Genomic DNA, 17,147 nt, shown 5'->3' with positions numbered 1-17,147 from the left:
TAATGTCAAAAGCTTGAGATACTTGCATAAAAAAATCCGAGACCTAGAGGTAGGACTCGGATTCTGAAGCATCTAGAAGATCAGTCAACCGATCGATTTATCACTAAATGATCGGCATTAGAGCGTATGCTCTCTTTTTTATTTTTTAAATTCCGATACCTTTGTTAACGCTTATGTGAGCTGGCAGTCGATGGCATATAAGCATTCACATGGTAGTAAAAATTTAAGAATAGGATTTACACTTAACGCTAATCATCACTTGTGTAACACTGTGTAACTCTTGCAGATATGTTGGTGTGATCAAGATCACGATTTACTCGCTTAAATATGTATATCTTGCGTCGCAGTTTTTCTGATGAGTTCCAAAACTGTGTATCGATTTTTTACTGCAATACTGATTTCATTTATGCTTTCGGCGTGTTCAGTAATGGACGAACATGATTTGTACCACAGGATCAATGAAGCCTATGATTTCGAAGTTACTCATTGTGACAGTTTTGCCATGGTGACAGGATTTGGAAGGGGAGAAAAGGCGTTAAGTGATGCCAAGCTCGACGCCATCATTCACGGCGAAGAACTGGGCGGAACACATATCGTGTGGTTACAAACCGATCATGGTGAGCCTACCAAAGTCGTTGCTGTTATATACAAATGCCTGCGCTGATAACAATAGGTATGTCTGCAAGTAAAACCTAAGTCGCTGACTTGTTTTGCTCTAAACTGCGTAACCAGTTTATTTCATCAGCCCAAATATCTGAATTAATGGTTTCCAGCACTAGTGGAATATTTTCAGTGGCGGGATGATTCATGATAAATTTAAACCCCTCTCTACCAATATGACCCAAGCCTAAAGATTGATGCCTGTCGACCCGACTGTTTAACGGTGTTTTACTGTCATTGAGGTGCATGGCTTTGAGGTATTGATTGCCTACAATCTTGTCAAACAGTGTAAAACTCTCCTCACAGGCTTGATATGAACTTATATCGTAACCTGCGGCAAACATATGGCAGGTATCGATGCAGATCCCAACCCGAGATTTGTCTTCCACTTTATCGATGATCTGAGCCAACTGCTCGAAGCTATGACCTAAGTTAGATCCTTGTCCTGCGGTATTTTCAATTACCGCAGTGATCTTACTGGTGCGCTCTAAGGCCATGTTTATTGATTGGCTTATTCTGGCAAGACACTCATCAATTTCAATTTTTCTTAAGTGGCTTCCAGGATGAAAATTCAGCAATGATAAGCCTATCTGCTCACAGCGATCCATCTCATCGAAAAATGCCTCTCGCGATTTCTCCAGTTGCTCTTTATCTGGATGGCCAAGGTTAATCAGGTAACTATCGTGGGGCAAGATTGCGTCACTTGAGATATTGGCTTGTTCACAGTTTTGCTTAAAGGCCAATATCTGCTCAGGGCATAGGGGAGCCGCTTGCCACCTTCTTTGATTCTTGGTGAACAGAGCGAACGCATTCGCCCCTATCTTCTTTGCATTAATGGGCGCATTGGCAATACCCCCAGAGGCACTGACATGTGCGCCAATCCATCGCTTAGAATTCATTTAAATAAATTTCCTTACATAGTTAAGTGCAATTTTTTAGAGGAATAAAGTCGCGAAATACCAAGCCTTAACTATGCTAAATAACAGATTGATAAAGTTAATAATCAGTATTGCTAGGGGAAGGGTAATCGGAATGGACTCTACAGTGTTTAAAGAATTCTCTCAAACGGATCTTAATCCCTTTTGGCCTAGGCTTCTTGCTGAGCTTGGGAAGTTACAAGCAGACTTTATTAATGGTGAAGATGTACTGCTTCCACTTTGCCGGATCTTGGCTGAGTTTAGCCAATCTCAAGCGGTATTAATATTCCCTAAAGATTCATTCGATTCAGAAGAGATGCCGGCGTGTACGACTTGTTGGTGTCGTGACCCGGTTCGTTATCTAACGTTATGGAAAGAAGCTAAAGATTGGCCTTTTATGGATCAAGAACCGGAAGTCCATTGTTGGAAATCATTTGTTATTTGGCCAGCGAAAAAAGCAAATGTTCAAATATTCTTTCACTCAGCAAGCGAGGAGTGGTTATCATTTCTTTTAGAATCCAGTCCGGTTCTGTCTGAGATAATTATGGGGATGTTAGTGCTGCAGCCTGATGGCTGGAAAGAAAGCGCAAAAGGCAGATCTACCCCTGCTGTTGATAGTGAGATGTTCCAATCTATTGTCAGTAATAGTGAAGACCTCATTTTAGTGGCGAGCCGCTCCCCCTTTGGCGTACCCAGTATCATGTATGCAAACGCTGCAGCTACCAGTGTGAGTCAATATCCCCGCAGTCAGTTAATTGGTAAGCCTATCACAATGTTATTTGAGCTAAATCAAACAGAATATGACGGCAGCGAGCTCTTACAAGCCATTAATTCTCGTGCTGAATTTGATGGTGAACTTGTTTGTACTACGGCGTACAACGAGGAAGCATTACTGCACATGCACCTCGTTGCATTGGAGGAGACAAGTGGGCATGGCAGTTTATTTGCGCTGGTGGGCAGGGATATTACTGAGAAAAAGCAGATACAGCACATTATGGCTAGAACCCTGAAAATGCAAGCTATGGGGCAGCTTGTGGGAGGTATCGCACATGATTTCAATAACATTCTGGGCGTATTGAAAGGCAACTTGGAGTTGCTGGAGTTTAAAAATACCGAAGAGAAACTCGTTCGTTATCTTGGCAATGCTTTTAAGGCCTGCCAAAGAGGCACTGATTTAACTCGACGTTTATTGCAGTTTTCAAGAGAGGAGCAATTCAGCGCTCATCATTGTCATGTGAATGACGTGATTGAAGATATGGAGGAGCTCTTAGGGAAATCCCTTACGAGTCAGATAACACTTAAGACGGAAATTAAGACTGAGATCACCAATATCTACGTAGATAGAGGTGATCTTGAGGATGCACTACTCAACCTGGTCCTCAACGCCAAAGATGCGATGGAGGGGGAAGGGGATCTCTTAATTAAAACTGATATTACGTACTTAAGTGGTTTGCTTCCTGGAATAACGGGTAGCCCACAGGTTGAAGATGGGCAATACGTGACGGTGTCAGTGATTGATTCGGGTTGTGGTATTCCATCTCTTCTTTTAGAGAAAATATTTGAGCCTTTTTTTACCACCAAAGATAAGAGTAAAGGCACTGGTTTAGGTCTCTCAATGGTCTATGGTTTTGTTAAACGCTCTAAAGGCTACATGAGCGTGATTAAATCTGACGAACACGGGACTGAGTTTCGCCTTTGGTTCCCAGTGGCTAAACAAGCTTCGGTTGAAGAGATAAAATCTGATGAGCGGATAAAAATGCCTGTGGTTGCTAAGAAGCTCAAAGTCTTGATTGTCGATGATGAAGTCGAGTTACTGAATGTGTTGACCGATTATTGCGAAATATTGGGAATGGAAGTTGAGTCTTATTCAGACCCCTTAGAGGTCAGGAGGAAGTACAGTGATGGTCTCGGGGGCATAGAGCTACTTATTACCGATGTACTTATGCCCGGTGGGCTCAATGGCTATGAGCTAGCAAAAGAACTGTCGGAGAATAATGAGCTGCCAGTACTACTGATCTCTGGATTTATCGGTGATATTGGCATTAATAAGAACGAAGATATGCCCTATCGAGTATTACATAAGCCATTTGATTTAGAGGCGCTTGTTAATTCACTTGAGCAAATAGGCATAGAGTTCTCTTCAGAGGATGAAGGTAATAAAGAGTAGGTTTTTGTACTCGACCGTGATTGGGCAAACAACATTTGCAAGCCAATATAAATGGAATTATAGGCGTTAAAAGGAGAGAGAGTGTATGGATCAAATATTAGTATGGGTAGTCGATGATGACATTGATTACTGTGAGCTGATATCTGAAGTGCTTAGTGATGAGTATCAGATTTCACTCTTTAATGATGCAAGTACATATCGTGCCGCACTAGAAGAGCAGGAAACCCCCGCGCTCATTCTTATGGACATTAACTTACCTGACGTGAGTGGTATCGAGCTATGCCAAGAGCTGATGAATTCAGGTAAAGATGTTGCAGTCATATTTGTTTCAGGCATGAATACCCTTGAAGAAAGATTAAGAGCTTACGAAGTCAGTGCGGTTGATTTTATTGCCAAGCCTTTTGAACTTAAAGAGCTGCAAGCAAAGGTTCAGGCGGTTGCTTCATATCAAGCTAAGAAGCAAACCTTAGTTCAAGCAGAATCTATGTCGAGGAACATGGCTTTTCAATCGATGACGGAGTCATCACAATATGGGGCCGTTTTGCAGTTCTTTAGGCAATGTTTCCTTTGTAATGATTACCAAAGCCTAGCTGATGCCTTTTTTGAATTGATGCAGCAGTTAAATTTAAGCACTTGTTTAGAGATCCGTGATGATAAGGTGCATTATTTTGCGCCTAAGCATGCGGATATCAGCCCTATCGAAGCTAATATTCTAGAGTTGCTAGACAAGCATGGCCGCTTATATGACTTTGGTTGTAGAACTATCTGTAATGACAATCATGTCTCTTTCCTCATTAAGAACATGCCGATGGATGATGAAGTGTTATACGGTCGATTGAGGGATGTGATTGCCGTTATTGTTGAAGGTTTGGAGGCTCGAGTGTTAGATATTGGTCGACAAAAAACCTTAGGACTTGTGTTTACAGAGATTCAAGATCTGTTGGGCAATATCTCTGGGGCAATTGTTGAACATGATAAAAAATTCAGTACTGCATTGACCAGTGTAACGACTGAGATCCGCAGCAGTTTCCATGTATTGGACATGACTGAAGAGCAGGAGGATTATTTTGCTTCTTTAGTTGAGAAAAATTTGAAAGAGGCAAGTTCTGCAGGAGATGCTTTTTATCGTCTACAGGGGTCGCTCACAACGGTTAGAAATGTAGTTGAGTCGAGTGTCTCTTAAAATGTGGAACATTTATGGCCAGACACAACGTAAATTTCTATCCTTGACCTCCATGGAGGGAGGAAATGTCTTAAAGATGTCGGGAACATCTAAGACCCATGGGAAATTGACATAAGTGTTCTGACCTCCAGGGAGGGAGGAAATGCCATAAAATGTATGGAACATTTATGGCCAGACACAAAAAAGAGCGCGTTAAGCGCTCTTTTTTTATATTCTACATTAGGAGGTTATCTAACTCGCATTCGAAACTTTTGTCGATATCTTGTAGTTCTTTAAGTAAACGATGCTTTTCTTTCAGTGCTTCGATTTCACGCCATTTACGCTTCTTGTTGGAGCTTCTTGAGCGACTCGGCCTTTCTACGACTGCATCTAGCGCACTACCATAATCTAATCGATTCATGGCAACCTCCTATTGTTGTTATTCTGTTCAACAAATAAATACCACACTTTTAAAATAGTGTGCAAGAGAAATGTTTCATTTGTGTTAATTTGATGTGATTTGTTGAAGTCGCGGATAAACGCTAAGTAGAATAAAGTTAATTAAATACAATAAGATGGGTTTATTTTATTTAAGAAATAAAAAAAGCCAGTCAAAACTGGCTTTTTTTCAATCTAAGCGACAAGGTTAAATATTACCTTGCCTAAACATGTTTATCAGTCCATTGCTTGAACTGTCTAATGCCGTTGCATCAGTGTCTGCACTGAGTCTGTCTAAGACGTCATTACCTAGATTCTTTCCTAGCTCAACACCCCATTGATCGAAGGAGTTGATGTCCCAAATGGCACCCTGAACGAACGTTCTATGTTCATAAAGTGCGATTAAGGAGCCTAAGGTTGTTGGCGTCAGTTTATCCATCAAAATAGTATTACTAGGCTTATTACCTGGCATCACTTTATGCTTAGCAATTAAGACTTGCTCATCAGCTGATAGCTTACTGTCAGACATTTCTTCTAGTGCTTCATCATAATTACGTCCCTGCATCAGTGCTTGGGTTTGACCAAAGCAGTTAGACGCAAGTTGAATATGATGTTCACCTAGTGGATTATGACTATTGAGTGGCATGATGAAATCAGCTGGAATTAATGCCGTTCCTTGATGAAGCAACTGGTGATAAGCATGTTGTCCATTGGTGCCTTCACCGCCCCAAATGACTGGGCCAGTGCTAAAGTCCACCTGTGTTCCATCTAAGGTGACAGACTTACCGTTACTTTCCATATCAAGCTGTTGGAAGTAGGCAGGAAGGCCTCTTAGATAGTGATCATAAGTGAGCACTACATGTGATTGAGCACCGTGGAAATTGCCATAAAGTAGTGAAAATAATCCCATGAGCACAGGCATGTTTTCAGTGAGTGGCGCATTCAAAAAGTGCTGATCCATCTCATTGGCACCCTTTAGCATGTCAAGGAAGTTATCCATTCCTATCAAAAGGGCAATCGGTAATCCAATCGCTGACCAAAGAGAGTAACGGCCTCCAACCCAATCCCACATCGGAAAGATGTTATTAGCATCTATACCGAATTCGGTGGCTTTAGCAACGTTAGAAGTCACGGCCACAAAATGCTTAGCGACATCATTTTGCTCGCCGCCTTGGGTTAAGAACCAATCTTTAGCGCTTAACGTATTGGTGAGTGTTTCTTGGGTACCAAAAGATTTTGAAGACATCACGAACAAGGTCGTTTCAGCATCCAACACTTTAAGCTTCTCTGTAATAGAGCTAGCATCAACGTTGGCGACGAAGTGACAGTTTAGCTTTCCTGTCCAATAAGGTCTAAGTGCCTGAGAGACGATTTTAGGCCCTAAAAAGGAGCCACCAATACCTATGCTAACCACATCAGTGATCGCTTTGCCTGTATAGCCTTTCCAGTGACCAGAACTCACAGCTTCAACGAATTTAGCCATCTGCTGCTGAGTCTCTTGTACTTCTTGTACAATGTTGACACCATCAAGCATTATTTTCTGTTCAGGTTTAGCGCGAAGTGCGGTATGCAATACAGCTCGATTTTCTGTTGTATTGATAATCTCACCATTAAACATGGCGTTAATTTTCGATACTAACTGGGTTTCATCAGCAAGCTTAAAAAGCAAAGAGAGCGTTTCTTCTGTCGCTCTATTCTTAGAATAATCTAAAAATAGACCGCAGGCTGACGTCGACATATTGTTAAAACGTTGAGTATCATCTTCGAACAAGCTTCTCATATGAGGCAGTGCCTGAGTATGAGTTTGAAGCGCTTTCCAAGTGTTACTCTGGGTCAATCTGGTCATCTCTTTCACTCCTTCCTAAGAGGCTAGTTGCTCTTTTAGCATGGCTTCTAGCTTTCCTTGGTCGATAGCAAAGTTGCGTATACCTTCGGCAAGCTTTTCAACCGCCATAGGATCTTCATTGAACTCCCAACGGAATTGCGCTTCAGTCAGTGGCTCACCGGCTGCTACTGTTGTTTCAGCTGGAACAAGTTTACGCACAATTTGTGTCTGTGAGTTTGCCATCTCTTCAAGAAGGGCAGGGCCAATCGTTAGACGATCACAACCAGCAAGTTCAATTATCTCGCCTGTGTTTCTGAAGCTTGCGCCCATCACGACAGTATTAAAGCCATGTTGCTTATAGTAGTTATAGATCTCTGTGACAGATACGACACCTGGATCTTCAGATGCTGAGTAATCGAGTCCAGTGTCTTTCTTGTACCAGTCAAGAATTCGGCCTACAAAAGGAGAGATAAGGAAAACCCCAGCTTCTGCACATGCACGTGCTTGAGCAAAGCTAAACAATAGGGTTAGGTTACAGTTAATGCCTTCTTGCTCCAGCTCTTTAGCTGCGCAGATCCCTTCCCAAGTTGATGCTAATTTGATTAGGATACGAGATTTGTCTATGCCAGCATCTTGATAAAGTTTGATCAACTTATGTGCTTTAACGATAGAACCTGCTTTATCAAATGATAGACAAGCATTGACTTCGGTAGAGATACGGCCTGGAACGATTTTTAATATCTCAACACCAATATTAACGGCAAGTTTATCACCGGCATCTTCCACTTGTTGTTCAATCTGATCGCTCTGTGTTTTAGCCCACTCAATTGCATTTTCGATAAGGTGAGCATAGTCCGGGATCTGGGCTGCTTTTAAAATTAACGACGGGTTGGTTGTAGCATCTTCTGGTTGGTAACGCTTGATAGCCTCAATGTCTCCAGTATCAGCGACAATGGTAGTGAATGATTTGAATTGCTCTAGTGTATTAGCCATAAAATTACATCCTTCTTAAGAAGCAGCTTAAGGTTTGTGATTTGCAGCAGGTATTAGAAGCTATCTTGATGATAAATCCAACCATAAATGAAAAAAAATTACAGTAAAGTTGTAAAATATCAGTAAAAAGGCATTTAAAGGGTAAGATTGCTCGAAAATACGCGCTTAAATTGAGTATCCGAGAGTATAGCTTGTAGTTTGTTATCATTACAGATAAAAAAATCGCTGCCATTGGGCAGCGATTTTAATGTATCAACTATCGAATTTACGTATTATTTAAGCATTAACACGGCTTCGCTTTTTGAATCAGTTATGTAGGCTTCTATACGGCGATTCGCTTTGTTTGCTTCTTCGCTGTTACCTTCCATAATTGGCTGAGTGATACCTTCGCCTTTTGCTGAAACTCTACTACGATTGATGCGATATTTTTCAATCAAAATGTTAGCAACTGAATTAGCACGCTTATCAGATAACATCATGTTGTAGTCAGCTTGCCCTACATTTGATGAGTGACCCAAAATGAGAACTGTCGATTTTGGATTGTTGTTCATGTAAGTCGCTAGCTTTTCTATTTTGTCATATGATTCCTTTTTAACGATAGAGGAATTATTAGCAAATAGAATTGAGCCAACTTCATGCTGTTCAGTCGTTTCAACAAACATACTGAGACTACAACCGTAGTTATCGATTTGGTGAGTTGATGGTGTATCGCCACACTTATCGAGGCTATCAATAATGCCATCATTGTCAGAATCTAGCGGGGCAACCACCACAGGTGCGGCTGCGACAACTGCAGGAGCGGCAGTACCGAAGCGGTAGCTAAGTGCTAAACCCCAATAGTTGCTTTCCATATTAAGTGTGTTCCACTTATCATCATCTAAATTCTCATAGCGGCGATATTTAAGCTGCATTTTTAAACTTTCAGTGATGTTGTAGTCAACACCAACGCCGAAGTAGGGAGCTACGCCACTATCACTGTAATATTCAGTGCCCCACTGTTTGTTGTTTGATAGTAGGTAGTTCATCGCGCCCGCTTCAGCCGAAAGGCCCCAGCGTTGTGATAGCGGTAAAAAACCAACTAGGCCTAAGGTCATGCCTTTGGCTCCAACATCGTTTAATTTATTTGAGTAGTCAGTCCACTCTGCGCGACCAAGATCACGGTAGCCTAATTCAACACCAAAATAGTCATTGAATAGATAGCCACCGAATACGTCCCAAGCATATGGATCATCTTTACCACAAGCTTTCATGGTTTTCATGTCACAGTTTGGTTCATAGTTATTAACACCTATACCACCACCAACGTACCAGGGTGTCAGCTCTTGTGCCGCATTGGCTGCGAACGGGAGCATAGATGTCAGCAGAACAGCTTTCAATGTATTGTTCATCATTTTCGAAATCCTTTTATTATAAATACTTCCCCATGACTGCTTATCGATTGATGATGCAGATCCAGCCCTTTGGGAGGGGATTCCTTTGTTGTTATCGCTGGTGTCACTATTATCCATTGAATTGTGAATAATTTCCAATTGGATTGTGGTTTATTGGTTGTGTTGAGTGGTTTTTAATGTGAAAGGTGTACCCATGGCGGATACACCTGTAGGTTAATTATGTTTAATGAAGCCGTTTTAGCGTGTCCAAACCCAGTTTTCTAAGCTGATGGGGTCGACACCGTTAGCTTTGATGTAGTTTCTGTGATCAACCAAACGTTGAAGCATGTCAGTGGTTAAATCAACATGTTGAGTTTCATCAATAACACCTTGTTGGAACAACTTGTATGCCATATCGATGACTAAGTGGTAACGCGAGGTGCCGTTACGCACGCCCATATCGAATGGTGTGGTCGTAGAACCTTCCTCTTCATAGCCTTTGATTCTGAATCTGCGACTGCCTTTATAATCGAATACAAGCTTCTTAATGGTGTTTGGGTAACCGTGATAGTTAAATATCACCCCTTTATCGGCGGTAAATACTTCATCCATTAACCATGGCTTGCTTTGGAACTCTACACTACCAAGGCCGCTGCTGGTGAGTTCGGTAACGCTGACAAAACGGATACGTACTCGTGGTAGCAATTCACGAATTAGCACTAGAGATGCCATCGCCTCTTGGGTGACGTAATCCCCACACCCGACTAGTACGACATCAGGATCTTCATCTGATGCAAAATCCCACACCATGACACCATCTTTGGCTTGTTGACGGGCTTCATCAAGTGTTAGCCATTGAGGGAGGTCTTTTTTACCAGCGACCAGAATGTTCAGTTTGTCTCTGTCGTCAAAAGCACGCTCGGTATAGACCAGTGTACTGTTACCATCGGCAGGCAGATAAGCTGAGATGATCTTAGGGTGTTTCTCTAACATGGCACCAAGGAAGGAGGGATTCTGATGAGAATAGCCATTGTGATCCTGACGTTCAAGGAGCGAGGACAGTACAAGGTTACAAGCTGGAACAGGTTTACGGAAGTGAACGCCCTGACTTGCATAGACATATTTACAGTATTGGTCAGCCATTGAAGACACCACTTGCGAGAAAGACTCATAAGTAGGGAACATAGCGTGACGACCGGTGACGGTATAACCGTGCATCATACCAAAGAGTAAGTTTTCAGAGAGAAGCTCTATGACGCGTCCGTCGCGAGCCATATCTTGATCCCACTCTTCGATAGGCCATTGCCATGAGCGATCCGTTTCTTCAAATACGGCTTGAAGTTGGTTTGAATAGGTTTCATCTGGGCTAAAGATGCGTAAGTTGCGTTGTTCACTGTTCAGTTTAAATGCATCACGCATCCACTCGCCCATTTTGTACATAGACACGCCACGCTGTCCTTTCGGCGTGTCGGGGCCGTAGGCGAGCTTTTCAAGATCGGGTTTAATCAATGAGCGAACGACTTCACCGCCGTAACTTAAGCGTTGTTGACCACAACAAAGTTCACTTGGTGGAATTAATGATTGGATCTCGTTATCAAAAATTAATTCACCCTGTTCGTTGATTGAATAGAGTTCATTGAACTTGTAACTGGCAAGCCAAGTATCAAGAGCATCTAAGTGACCTTTATCGGTGGCGCACTTGTTGACGATGACTTGGTGTGACTCACAGTTACCTGCTAACTTCTTACCATTATATTCAGCAGTTCCCGTCCAACCTTTGGCTGTGCGCATAAGAATAACTGGCCAGCGAGGCTTAACGACATCTTCTCCATTGCGTGCACGGGTTTGGATATCAGTGATCATCGCATACGCGGTGTCCATGGCGTTTATCATTTGCACATAGACATCTTCTTCCAGTTCATCATCGATAATGAATGGCTGGTAACCCAGGCCTCTAAACTCAAGATCCAACTCTTCGTGGCTCATGCGGCCCATACGAGTTGGGCCAGAGATTTTATAGCCGTTGATGTGAACGATGGGAAGCACTGCCCCGTTGGTGGCGGGATCAACTAAACGGTTAGCGTACCAAGATGCTGCCAATGGGCCGGTTTCAGATTCACCGTCACCGATTAAACACGCTGCAATTAAGTCTGGGTTATCTAATACTGCGCCCCATGCGACAGACAGTGAATAACCAAGTTCACCACCTTCTAGAATTTGGCCTGGTGCTTCAGGGTTTGCATGAGAAGGGTAGCCGTATGCGGCTGAGAATTTCTTACAGATATCTTCAATACCTGTTTCATTATAGGGAATGTTCTCAGGGTAGAAATGGCTGAGTGATCCTTCCATAAATAGGTTAGCTTGCACTGCTGGGAAACCGTGGCCTGGGCCGACGAGGTAAACAAATGAGCGCTGGTTTTTAACGATGAGTCGATTGACGTTAGCATAGACAAAGTTGATACCTGGGCAGGTTCCCCAGTGGCCTAGTAATCTCGGCTTAATATCAGAATGATGTAGTGAACGCTTATGCAGTACGTTTTGCTTGAGATAAATTTGTGACGTGGCTAAAAAGTTAGTGGCTCGGACAAATTTCTTTAATGCGCTGATCTCTTGCTGATGTGACATAAATGACCCCATTTTTAGTAAGCAAAAAGTTAATCAAACCTTATGCCAATCACTATATTTGTAATTTTATTACAAAAATGTGCCCTATATCTTGTTTTGATAAAGTTATGAACTTTATTGAATGTTGCTCAAATGCTGGTAAAACCTATGTGTTATCAGTTGTGAAAGATGAGGTTGTAGAGAGATAGTTGTGATTTAGGTGTTATGCAAATGGTTAAATGAGATCTTGATCACGCGGGTTATTTTTAATGGTATGCTATTTTGCGACATCGAATTCGGTAAACGTGGCTGAGTTAGGCTACGGAAGGATTATTCTAAAAGAAAATTTACCGGTATTCTTTGATCAAAATTGGAAGGAAAATTAAACAAGTCAAATACAGAACAGAACAATAATTTAGTTTGTATTTGTCATAGGGATAAAAATTAGCTTATGTTTGAAAATTTAATCACTTGGATCGAGTTAGCGATCAATTATACCAATGGCCTGCTCTGGGGCAGTGTGCTTATCTATGTGTTGGTTGCTGCTGGTATCCTATTTACACTCCGTTTAGGTTTTATTCAGTTCCGTCTGTTCGGACACGGAGTAAAACTGGTGCTTCAAGGTCGTGAAAAAGTCGATGGGATCTCGTCATTCCAGGTCTTTTGTACTTCGATGGCTGCGCGAGTCGGAACCGGAAACATGGCGGGTGTCGCGGTTGCGATAACCGTTGGTGGCGCAGGTGCTATTTTCTGGATGTGGCTCATTGCCATGCTGGGTATGGCGACAGCATTTATTGAGTCAACCTTAGCCCAGGTTTATAAAGTCAAAGACAGCGATGGTCAGTTCCGAGGTGGTCCAGCCTATTATATGGAGCGTGGCCTAGGTAAACGTTGGATGGGCACTGTCTTCTCGATATTGCTTATCACCGCTTTTGGCTTTGCTTTCAACTCAGTGCAAGCTAACACCATGACCGATGCACTCAACAATGCATTTGGCTTTGATAAAACTATCATTGGTGTTGTCATTGTACTTGCTTCTGCGTACATCATATGTGGTGGACTTAAAAAGGTTGCTAAAGCATCCGAGCTAATTGTCCCTGTGATGGCAGTTGCCTATTTAGGCATCGCACTGGTTGTTTTGGTGATGAACCTTGATCAAGTGCCTGCTGCGTTCTCTTTGATTTTTAAGAGTGCAATGGGATGGGAAGAGGCTGCTGGTGGTGCCATGGGCGCCATGATGGCCGGTATTGCACGTGGTTTGTTCTCAAATGAAGCCGGTATGGGTAGCGCTGCAAATATTGCAGCTTCTGCGACACCAAACCCTAATCATCCTGCGTCTCAAGGTTTTGTGCAGATGGTGGGTGTTTTTGTGGATACCATCGTCATTTGTTCCGCTTCTGCTGCGATTATTTTGCTATCGGGTGTACTCGATAACCCAGATGGGCAGCAAGGTATTGGCTTATTACAGTTAGCCTTAACCAGCCAGCTTGGAGGTTGGTCAGCCTACTTCTTAGCATTTGCGATAATTTTGTTCTGTTTCTCCTCTATTATTGCCAACTACAGCTACGCTGAAACCAATGTCATGTTCCTTAGTAAGAGCAAGAAGGTATTGTATATATTCCGTGGTCTAGTACTGGCAATGGTGATGGCAGGCTCTGTGGCATCGCTGAGCATGGTATGGAACTTTGCCGATTTGACGATGGGACTCATGGCCTTGGTGAACATTGCGGCTATCGTGATGCTGTCTAAAGTGGCGTATGCCGTCATTAAAGATTATGAGCGTCAGTTAAAGTTAGGCGTTACACCGACTTTCGACAGTACTCAATTTCCTGAAATTGATAATTTAGAGGGTGGGATCTGGGTTAATAAAAATCAGAAAACACCTTTGAGTGATAAAGAGAGTAAGCAAACAGAGACTTAATCGGTCTAGGTTTGGCTAAATGAATTAGCACAATCTAAAAAACCACGTGTAATAGCGTGGTTTTTTTTCGGTTTGAAAAGTATCATGTTCCTACATTAGTGCACCTTAAGGATGAAGAATGTTAGTTTTAGTTTCACCAGCAAAAACCTTAGATTATGAAAACGAAGCGGCGACAACTGAATTCACTCTCCCTAAGTTAACCCAGTACAGTGAGCAGTTGATCAATGAGTGTCGTAAAATGACGCCGGCCGATATTGCCTCGTTAATGAAAGTTAGCGATAAAATTGCTGGGTTAAATGCGGCCCGTTTTGAAAGCTGGAGTCCAACATTTACCACCGATAATGCCAAGCAGGCCGTTTATGCTTTTCGTGGTGATGTTTACACAGGCTTAGATGCCGACAGCTTATCGACAGCAAGCCTAGCGCGAGCTCAGACTCAGTTACGTATCTTATCGGGCTTATATGGCTTGCTAAGGCCGTTAGATTTGATGCAACCCTATCGTTTAGAGATGGGAACTCGTTTGGCGAATGCTAATGGCACCAATCTGTATCAATTTTGGGGTGATGTGATCACCGACGAAGTGAATTTAGCACTGTCAGAGCAGGGGGATGAACTCCTCGTTAACCTAGCATCGAACGAATACTTCAAAGCGGTTAAGCCTAAGTTGGTTAAAGGCACGATTATCACGCCAGTATTTAAAGACCGTAAAAATGGCCAATACAAGGTGATTAGCTTCTTCGCCAAGAAAGCTCGCGGCATGATGGTGAGATATATTCTTGATAATGACATTAAAACCCTAGCAGGTTTAACCCAATTTGATGTGGCGGGATACTACTACAGCGAAGCCGAATCAACGCCTGCTTCACCCGTTTTCAAACGCGAAGAACAATAACTTGTCTGATAACAAGTTATAAGTATCTTTTTAGATTGGGTTCATTGGGCAGGTTTGGTACTTATTAAGTTTACTAGGTGCCAAAACTTCAATATTAACTTATAGCCTGCGGCTCGCTGAATGTGCAAACACTTCTGTGACTCGCCGCAAGCACAATCCCTGTGGGCTCTACGACAGCGTCCTTGCTGTCGAAGGTCACAGCCGCGTTCACACCTGAGTGTTTATCTCTTCGATTTAGGTTAATTCGCTACAATCCCTTTGTTCGCTTATATGTTAGCTGCCTGTGTATGGCTTTGTTACATCAGTCTTTGCTATCGCTCTCAAAATTGAAACCTTCTCCCTCGCAGCATTAACTAGACCGAGTAAAAAATCACAGGAGAGCCCTTCTTTATTGAGAAGTGCAAATTTCTGGACCTCATCAAATACCTGATAAGAAGCTAAGGAAAAATGTTCATCTGATATTATCTGCGCATCATTGAATGCCCGTAAATACCGCTTATACTCATCTGAATCTGGAAGATAAAATAAATTTAGAGTACTTTGAATCATCTCTTGGGATTGGCTAAGAAACTCTGAGTGTTTAACTTTCTTTTCATCCATCAATTTATAGTATTGCACCCGTTCATATTGTTTAGCTTCAAATGACATTGAAGTTTTACTATTAAAATAACCAATTGATGCTGTAACAGCAGCTGTACAAATTGCCGTACCACCCGTTATCGCAGCAATCCATATAAGGTTACTGCTTGACGCTGTATTTGTTACAATTTTTTCTAACAATTCCAATTGGTTTGACAATTAATTTTCTCTCTCGAACAATAAAAATAGCTAACTATAAAATTCGGTAATGAGTGTTTCATCAATGCCTCGTAGAAAGTAACCAGCACAAATCGCTCGTTAGCATTGTTCAGACCACAAAATCACTAACTTCCAAACTCCAAGTCCCTGTCTTTCTGCGTACAAGTTTAACATCAACACCCTGGTGGTTAAATTGTTCTCTAACTGAATGGTACACACTTTCATCGACCCCAAGACGCGTGACATTTTTATGGGATGAAAAACCAAAATAAGCTTCAACAATTGAGTCCTGCGGAATTGATAAGCAACAAACAGGTCTTCCTTGATGCTGGATTTGGAGCCAGTTGCCTGAGGAATTTGAGTAACTATATTTCTTGTAACGACTGCCACCATTAGGGTCAATGATGTTTTTAACAACTCGAACTTCTTCCTCATAACCCCAAGCAAGATCTTTATACAAAAAGGCATTCTTGAATAAGTCATAGTTATCTTCGTGAAATGAAGAAAACTGATTACCAATGTTCATCCATGAATCCATGGTAGGTGTAGGCAGATGGTTCCTAGGAATACTGGATGTATAAATGATTTCTCCGAATTTGGCTGGAATAACGGATTTACTTGGATCATTTAGCCCCGCTTTATCCATATCAATGCCAACAACTACGCCTCTATGGTCATCCCCATAGTGAGCCCACATAAGTGCGTTTAAAGGGTTTCGTGTAAGGGAAAGGACACCGTACATTTGGCTTAGACGAGAACGGTGTGGACCATATTGAGAATTATTTGGTAATTCATCACTTTTTTCAAAACATAGTGCAGCGCTTTCAAAAGGATCATTCAAATCTTCGAGGCAAGAAAATCCGATAGAATTATTGTCAATCACAGCTCTCGCTGAAGAAAATGACATGTATTTGTATAGAATCATTTAAAGAACCACTTTAATTAGAAGATGCTAACAATTTTTATGCAACTTCAAGACACTTTTCTTGGGCGTAGAATGCAACCATTCTCACTTATAGTCTACCAAATCAGTCGCTTCTTATTTCTAAATCAACAAAGAGGTTGTAGCTAATTGCGCTATTCTGGAACGATACTTACTACTTAGAAGCTAAATCGAAGAGATAAATGAACAGGTGTAGGTGCGGCTGCGAGTTTCGGTTTCAGGGTGAGGTTTCACATAGTGAAACTCTTCGAACGAGAGGCTGGGATGCCGAACTGGCCGTTAAACATGGACGTTGTTTGAAACCGTAAAGCGGCCAGGGATGGCTTTACAGCGTCTCGCAGAAGTAACTGCACATAAGCACGCTGCAAGCGATAGATAACAATGAAGGTGCAACCTTCAACAGTCCAGCTCAGCCGAAAGCTAAATCAGAAAATGTAATCAAGCTTATTCGAAGTAA

13 protein-coding genes are annotated in these 17,147 nt (G+C 42.1%); 5 read left to right on the top strand and 8 right to left on the bottom strand.

Features of this window, described 5'->3' with window-relative positions:
* Window positions 1-355 precede the first annotated feature (355 nt).
* Complete coding sequence (locus FN961_RS21555; protein ID WP_144042235.1) at window positions 356-664, top strand: hypothetical protein; 309 nt, start codon at window positions 356-358, stop codon at window positions 662-664.
* A gap of 28 nt (window positions 665-692) precedes the next feature.
* On the opposite strand, the gene nfo is transcribed toward FN961_RS21555, so the two are convergent.
* On the bottom strand, window positions 693-1,559 hold the full coding sequence (gene nfo / locus FN961_RS21550) for a deoxyribonuclease IV (RefSeq protein ID WP_144042234.1): 867 nt from the start codon (window positions 1,557-1,559) through the stop codon (window positions 693-695).
* A 133-nt stretch (window positions 1,560-1,692) separates the two neighbouring features.
* Here nfo and FN961_RS21545 point away from each other — a divergent pair, with 133 nt between their 5' ends.
* Entirely contained in the window at window positions 1,693-3,744 is a 2,052-nt protein-coding gene (locus FN961_RS21545) for a hybrid sensor histidine kinase/response regulator (protein WP_144042233.1), read from the top strand.
* Between the two features lie 85 nt (window positions 3,745-3,829).
* Window positions 3,830-4,927: a response regulator transcription factor gene (locus tag FN961_RS21540; protein WP_144042232.1), complete on the top strand. Its 1,098-nt coding sequence runs from the start codon at window positions 3,830-3,832 to the stop codon at window positions 4,925-4,927.
* 214 nt (window positions 4,928-5,141) lie between these two features.
* Here the strand turns inward: FN961_RS21540 and FN961_RS21535 are convergent, their stop codons facing one another.
* The 5 genes from FN961_RS21535 to FN961_RS21515 form a co-directional block, all read right to left on the bottom strand.
* Window positions 5,142-5,327 (bottom strand): DUF3545 family protein, encoded by a 186-nt coding sequence (locus FN961_RS21535; RefSeq protein ID WP_012323916.1) that lies wholly within the window; start codon window positions 5,325-5,327, stop codon window positions 5,142-5,144.
* Between the two features lie 225 nt (window positions 5,328-5,552).
* The gene (pgi, locus tag FN961_RS21530; RefSeq protein ID WP_144042231.1) at window positions 5,553-7,190 is read right to left on the bottom strand and encodes a glucose-6-phosphate isomerase; all 1,638 of its coding nucleotides are present in this window, start codon (window positions 7,188-7,190) and stop codon (window positions 5,553-5,555) included.
* Window positions 7,191-7,205: 15 nt separating this feature from the next.
* Window positions 7,206-8,162 (bottom strand): transaldolase, encoded by a 957-nt coding sequence (gene tal, locus FN961_RS21525; RefSeq protein ID WP_144042230.1) that lies wholly within the window; start codon window positions 8,160-8,162, stop codon window positions 7,206-7,208.
* Between the two features lie 272 nt (window positions 8,163-8,434).
* Entirely contained in the window at window positions 8,435-9,553 is a 1,119-nt protein-coding gene (locus FN961_RS21520) for an OmpA family protein (RefSeq protein WP_144042229.1), read from the bottom strand.
* 237 nt (window positions 9,554-9,790) lie between these two features.
* Window positions 9,791-12,157: a phosphoketolase family protein gene (locus tag FN961_RS21515; RefSeq protein ID WP_144042228.1), complete on the bottom strand. Its 2,367-nt coding sequence runs from the start codon at window positions 12,155-12,157 to the stop codon at window positions 9,791-9,793.
* Window positions 12,158-12,587: 430 nt separating this feature from the next.
* Between FN961_RS21515 and FN961_RS21510 the strand changes: the two genes are divergently transcribed.
* Together FN961_RS21510 and yaaA are read left to right on the top strand one after the other, a co-directional pair.
* Entirely contained in the window at window positions 12,588-14,057 is a 1,470-nt protein-coding gene (locus FN961_RS21510) for an alanine/glycine:cation symporter family protein (protein WP_144042227.1), read from the top strand.
* A 118-nt stretch (window positions 14,058-14,175) separates the two neighbouring features.
* The gene (gene yaaA / locus FN961_RS21505; protein ID WP_144042226.1) at window positions 14,176-14,949 is read left to right on the top strand and encodes a peroxide stress protein YaaA; all 774 of its coding nucleotides are present in this window, start codon (window positions 14,176-14,178) and stop codon (window positions 14,947-14,949) included.
* 273 nt (window positions 14,950-15,222) lie between these two features.
* Here yaaA and FN961_RS21500 read toward each other — a convergent pair whose 3' ends face one another.
* Window positions 15,223-15,747, bottom strand: a complete 525-nt coding sequence (locus tag FN961_RS21500; RefSeq protein ID WP_144042225.1) for a hypothetical protein — start codon at window positions 15,745-15,747, stop codon at window positions 15,223-15,225.
* A 109-nt stretch (window positions 15,748-15,856) separates the two neighbouring features.
* Window positions 15,857-16,672 carry a DUF2971 domain-containing protein gene (locus FN961_RS21495; RefSeq protein ID WP_144042224.1) on the bottom strand — a complete coding sequence of 272 codons (816 nt, stop codon included), beginning with the start codon at window positions 16,670-16,672 and terminating at the stop codon, window positions 15,857-15,859.
* Between the last annotated feature and the right edge of the window lie 475 nt (window positions 16,673-17,147).

Source organism: Shewanella hanedai (assembly GCF_007197645.1).
Taxonomy (GTDB): domain Bacteria; phylum Pseudomonadota; class Gammaproteobacteria; order Enterobacterales; family Shewanellaceae; genus Shewanella; species Shewanella hanedai.
This window is presented reverse-complemented; position numbering and strand designations above follow the sequence as displayed.

Bases quoted from the DNA above. Each gene is read 5' to 3' on its own strand.
- FN961_RS21555 (WP_144042235.1), top strand. From the start codon at position 356: ATGAGTTCCAAAACTGTGTATCGATTTTTTACTGCAATACTGATTTCA.
- nfo (WP_144042234.1), bottom strand. From the start codon at position 1,559: ATGAATTCTAAGCGATGGATTGGCGCACATGTCAGTGCCTCTGGGGGT.
- FN961_RS21545 (WP_144042233.1), top strand. From the start codon at position 1,693: ATGGACTCTACAGTGTTTAAAGAATTCTCTCAAACGGATCTTAATCCC.
- FN961_RS21540 (WP_144042232.1), top strand. From the start codon at position 3,830: ATGGATCAAATATTAGTATGGGTAGTCGATGATGACATTGATTACTGT.
- FN961_RS21535 (WP_012323916.1), bottom strand. From the start codon at position 5,327: ATGAATCGATTAGATTATGGTAGTGCGCTAGATGCAGTCGTAGAAAGG.
- pgi (WP_144042231.1), bottom strand. From the start codon at position 7,190: ATGACCAGATTGACCCAGAGTAACACTTGGAAAGCGCTTCAAACTCAT.
- tal (WP_144042230.1), bottom strand. From the start codon at position 8,162: ATGGCTAATACACTAGAGCAATTCAAATCATTCACTACCATTGTCGCT.
- FN961_RS21520 (WP_144042229.1), bottom strand. From the start codon at position 9,553: ATGATGAACAATACATTGAAAGCTGTTCTGCTGACATCTATGCTCCCG.
- FN961_RS21515 (WP_144042228.1), bottom strand. From the start codon at position 12,157: ATGTCACATCAGCAAGAGATCAGCGCATTAAAGAAATTTGTCCGAGCC.
- FN961_RS21510 (WP_144042227.1), top strand. From the start codon at position 12,588: ATGTTTGAAAATTTAATCACTTGGATCGAGTTAGCGATCAATTATACC.
- yaaA (WP_144042226.1), top strand. From the start codon at position 14,176: ATGTTAGTTTTAGTTTCACCAGCAAAAACCTTAGATTATGAAAACGAA.
- FN961_RS21495 (WP_144042224.1), bottom strand. From the start codon at position 16,672: ATGATTCTATACAAATACATGTCATTTTCTTCAGCGAGAGCTGTGATT.